The organism is Nocardiopsis sp. NPDC007018, from assembly GCF_040635075.1.
Classification (GTDB): Bacteria; Actinomycetota; Actinomycetes; order Streptosporangiales; family Streptosporangiaceae; genus Nocardiopsis.
This window is the reverse complement of the sequence record NZ_JBEYHA010000059.1, coordinates 26,569-31,242: the sequence shown is the minus strand read 5'-3', so window position 1 is coordinate 31,242 and position 4,674 is coordinate 26,569. Positions and strand designations below refer to the sequence as shown.

Here is a 4,674-nt window from a genome sequence, read left to right as displayed (position 1 = left end):
GTCGGCCACCGTCCTCCCGGCCGTCTCACCGGGCCTTTGGAAGAAGACCTGGTCGTCGGGGTGCGGTGCTCCCTCGCACCCGCCCGCCCAGAGTGCCCTTGGCGAGCGTCCCCAGGTACAGCTCGATCACGTTCGGATCGTTCAGCAGTTCCCGACCCGAACCCGTGTACGCGTTCCGGCCCTGGTCCAGCACGTAGCCGCGGTCACAGATCTGCAGGCACCGCCGCGCGTTCTGCTCCACCATGATCACCGAGACCCCGGCGGCGTTGACCTCCTTCACGCGCTGGAAGACCTCCTCCTGGTAGATCGGCGACAACCCCGCCGTCGGCTCGTCCAACAACAGCACCGACGGGTCCATCATCAGGGCCCGGCCCATCGCCACCATCTGGCGCTGACCACCCGACAACGACCCCGCCTTCGCCCGGCGACGGTCCGCCAGCAGCGGGAACAGCCCCGCCACCACCTCGAACCGCTCCGCGAACGACCTCGGCCGCAGGAACGCCCCCATCTGGAGGTTCTCCTCGATCGTCAGCGACGGGAACACGTTGCGCGTCTGCGGGACGTAGCCCACGCCCCGCTCCACCAACGAGTGCGCCGCCAACCCCGCGATGCTGGAACCCCGCAGAGTCAGACCGCCCTCGCGCACGGGGATCAGGCCGAAGATCGTCTTGATCAGCGTCGACTTACCCGCGCCGTTCGGACCGATGATCGCCACCACCTCACCCTCGGTGAGGGTCAGCGTGCACCCGTTCAGGATGTTCACACCAGGCACGTAGCCGGCCACCAGGTCCCTGGCCAACAGCAGGTAGTCGTCCGGACCACCCACCTCCAGCGACTCCGCCCGCGCGTGCTCCAACACCTCCTCGCGGTGCTCCTGCACGGCGGCGGCCTCCTCCGCCTCCACCGGGACCTCGTCCGGCGCCGGGCCGACCCCGCCGCTGCCCTCACTCATCGCCACTCCCCTGGGTCTCACCCTCGACGTCCTGGGCACCCAGGTAGGCGTCGATCACCTGCTGGTTGGACCGGATGTCCGAAGGACGGCCCTCCGCGATCACCTGCCCCTGCGCCAACACCACGATCCAGTCGCTGATCCCCATGATCACGTCCATGTCGTGCTCCACGAACAGGACCGTCTTGCCCTCGTCGCGCAACGACGTGATGTGGTGCAGCAACGACTGCACCAACGCCGGGTTCACACCCGCCATCGGCTCGTCCAGCATGATCATGCTCGGATCGGTCATCAGCGCCCGCGCCATCTCCAACAGCTTGCGCTGACCTCCCGACAACGCCCCCGCCATGTCGCGGCGCTTGTCGATGAGCTTGAACCGCTCCAGCAGGTCCAGGGCCTTCTCGGTGTTCGCCTTCTCCTGACGGCCCCACACCGGCCGCAGGAACGCGCCCGCCATCCGCTCGCCCGTCTGGCCCGGCGCCCCCAACAGCATGTTGTCGAGCACCGTCATCCGGGTCAGCGCCTTGGTCAACTGGAAGGTCCGCACCATCCCGGCCCGCGCCACCTGGTGGCCCCGGCGGCCGTTGATGCCCCGGCCCTCGAACGACCACTGTCCGCCGTCCACCCGCTCGAACCCCGTGAGGAGGTTGAACAGTGTCGACTTGCCCGCGCCGTTCGGACCGATCAACGCCGTGATCGTCCCGCGCTGCACCTCCAGGTGCCGCACGTCCACCGCGGTCAGACCGCCGAACGAACGCTTCACGTCGTCGGCCACCAGGATCGGGTCGGCCTTCGTCGAACCCGGCTCCGGCACCGCCCCGGCCATCCGGTCGACCTCGACCGCCGCCTCGGAGGCGTTCACCTCGTCACTTGACATTGATCAACATCTCCTTGCGGTCACCGATCAGACCCTGCGGCCGGAACACGATCAGCAGCACCAGCAGCAGACCGACGAACGCCAGCTGGATCGCACCGAAGTCCGGCCCCTGAAGGAACGGCAGGTAACCCTCACTGCCCAACCCGCGCAGCAGCTTGTCCGTGAAGTTCATCAGGAACCAGAACACCATCGAACCCACGATCGGCCCCAGCACACGGCCCGCACCGCCCAGCAGCAGGATCACCCACAGGAAGAACGTCACCTGCGGCTTGAACTGGTCGGGCGCGATCGCGCCCTGGTGCACCGCCATCATGCAACCGGCCAGGGCACCGATCAGACCGCCCAGGACCAGCGCCTGCATCTTGTACGCGAAGACGTTCTTGCCGAGGCTGCGCACCGCGTCCTCGTCCTCGCGGATGCCCTTCACCACACGGCCCCACGGGCTGTGGATCAACGCCCAGGTCAGCGCCGCCATCAGCGCCACCAGACCCCACGTCACCGTCATCAGCCACATGTGGTTGCCGGTGAACGACAGCGCGCCCACCCCGTACCGGGCGCCCGGGTCGAACAACCCCAGCGCCTCGTTCCAACCGCGAAACTCCGCCGACAGGTTCTGGAGCCCGTACACACCGTTGGTCAGGGGCTCGGCGAAACCGGCCCGGTACACCAGCCGCAGCACCTCGGCGGCGGCGATCGTGGTGATCGAGAGGTAGTCCGCCCGCAACCGCAGCGTCGGAATACCCAACAACAGCGCCAACACCACCGCGCAGGCCAGGCCCACCAGGAACCCGGCCGCGAGCGGCAGGTCGAACACCGCCACGCTGATACCCACGCCATAGGCGCCCACCAGCATGAACCCGACCTGACCGAAGTTCAGCAGCCCGGCGTAGCCGAAGTGCATGTTCAGGCCGATCGCGGCCAGCGCGTAGATCGCGGCCACCGGTCCCACCGCGGATCGGGCGGACTCGGCGAGGATCAAGAAAATATCCATCGTCTACCTCTCCTAGCCGACCCGCTCGCGCCGACCGAGCAGACCCTGGGGCCTGATCAGCAGCATGAGGATCATCAGGGCCAGAGCCCACGCTTGCATGAGCTGTGCGGGGAACCACAGGGTGGACAGCATCGCCACCAGGCCGACCGCGATACCGCCGACCATCGCACCGTAGGCCGTGCCCAGGCCGCCCAGGATCACCGCGGCGAACATGAGCAGGAGCAGACGGAAGCCCATCTCGTAGTCCACGACCTGGTTCAGGCCGAACAGGACACCGCCCAGGGACGCCAGACCGCCGCCCAGGAACCACACGTACAGCGTCACCCGGTCCACGTCGATGCCCGACGACTCCGCCAGGTCCCGGTTGTCCGAGACCGCGCGCATCGCCTTGCCGATGCGGGTGAACTGGAGCATGCACGCCACGAGCACCAGGACCACGACCGCGACGGCCATGATCACCAGGTCGCGCGGAGGCATGGAGATCGGGCCGATGTGCACCAGCTCCTGCACCTGGAAGCCCGCGTAGCGGCGCCGGTTGGCGCCGAAGAGCACCAGCAGCACGTGCCGCAGCACCAGCGCCAGACCGATCGAGACGATGAACATCTGGATCAGGGCGACGTTGCGCCGGCGCAGGGGGCGCCACAGGTAGCGCTCCATCGTGCCGCCCAGGACCGCGCCCATGACGACCGCGATACCGGCGGCCGCCCACAGCGGCACCTGCCAGTCGAAGCCGTCACCGATGACGCCCATCAGCGTCCCCAGGGCGATGCCGCCGAAGACCGAGGACCACTGGAGGACGATCAGCGTCGTCCGGTTGAGCCGGTCCTCCATGAGCGCGCCCAACAGGACGGCGATCCCCAGCCCGGCGAAGATCGCCAGCAGGGAGTTGCCCAGCCCCGCGGCGCCGGTACTGAACAGCAGTGCCATCATCGCGCCGAAGGTGACCATGTCACCGTGCGAGAAGTTGATGACCTGCGTCGTACCGAAGATCAGGGAGAGGCCGATCGCGGAGACCGCGATGACCAGACCGAAGAGCAGACCGGCCGCGGCGAGCTGCACGAAGCGCTCACCGAACCCGCCGCTGACGCCCTCGACCGCGACCGACTCGTCGTCGGCGGCCGCGTCCTCCTCGGCTTCGTCGGACGCCTCGGCGTCCGGGGAGGGGGAGCTCTCACCCTGCCCCGCCGAGTCGCCCGGGTACTCCAGTCCGACGAGGAGGAGCCTCTGCTGCCCGGGCTCGACGTCGACCTCGGCCACACCGTCCGCCATGAGGGACGTCTCGCGTACGGCGAACTCGCTGGGGACGGACTCCTGGTCCACCACTACGCGGTAGTCGCCCGGTCCGGGCAACCCCACTTCCCACTTTCCATCAGGGTCGGTCTCCACCGCATCGATCTCGTCCTCACCCTGGAAGACCGTGATCAGGATGCCCTCGACACCCTGGTCCCGGTCGTCCGGCTGACCGATCTGACCGTGCAGCGACTCACCGCCCTGTTCGTCTGCCGTCGCCGCCGCCCCGGGGATCACCAGGAATGCGGTGATCAGGGCGAGCAACACGGTCACGAGGCGTGTGCGCACGCGCGCTCCTTGCGCATCTGAGGTCGGCGGAACCCGAATGGGGGGCATACGGGCTCCGCTGTCCTTTAGCTGTTCGGTGCGGTGAGTTTAGCCCCATTTATGCCAGTCATTCAGTGCCGCTTAAGCCACGTGATCCAACCGTCACCCCATCGTGCGCAACCGAGATCAAACCGGTACGGGATACGCGTTGACGCTGAACAGGTGTCGACGTTCCGGAGCCGTAACCTGCCCATCCGTACACGGTTTGCGGAAACGGACACACGAAGGGGCCGCGCCCGT

At 67.9% G+C, this 4,674-nt stretch carries 4 protein-coding genes; all 4 read right to left on the bottom strand.

Annotated elements, in window-relative coordinates:
• Window positions 1-25 precede the first annotated feature (25 nt).
• From ABZ635_RS23500 to ABZ635_RS23485, 4 genes are read right to left on the bottom strand one after another with little or no spacing between them, the layout of a single operon-like run.
• Window positions 26-952: an ABC transporter ATP-binding protein gene (locus tag ABZ635_RS23500; RefSeq protein ID WP_357768929.1), complete on the bottom strand. Its 927-nt coding sequence runs from the start codon at window positions 950-952 to the stop codon at window positions 26-28.
• On the bottom strand, window positions 945-1,826 hold the full coding sequence (locus ABZ635_RS23495) for an ABC transporter ATP-binding protein (RefSeq protein ID WP_357768927.1): 882 nt from the start codon (window positions 1,824-1,826) through the stop codon (window positions 945-947). Before ABZ635_RS23495 ends, ABZ635_RS23500 begins: the two co-directional genes overlap by 8 nt.
• Window positions 1,816-2,817 carry a branched-chain amino acid ABC transporter permease gene (locus ABZ635_RS23490; RefSeq protein WP_357768925.1) on the bottom strand — a complete coding sequence of 334 codons (1,002 nt, stop codon included), beginning with the start codon at window positions 2,815-2,817 and terminating at the stop codon, window positions 1,816-1,818. Before ABZ635_RS23490 ends, ABZ635_RS23495 begins: the two co-directional genes overlap by 11 nt.
• Window positions 2,818-2,829: 12 nt before the next feature.
• Window positions 2,830-4,395, bottom strand: a complete 1,566-nt coding sequence (locus ABZ635_RS23485) for a branched-chain amino acid ABC transporter permease (protein WP_357768923.1) — start codon at window positions 4,393-4,395, stop codon at window positions 2,830-2,832.
• Between the last annotated feature and the right edge of the window lie 279 nt (window positions 4,396-4,674).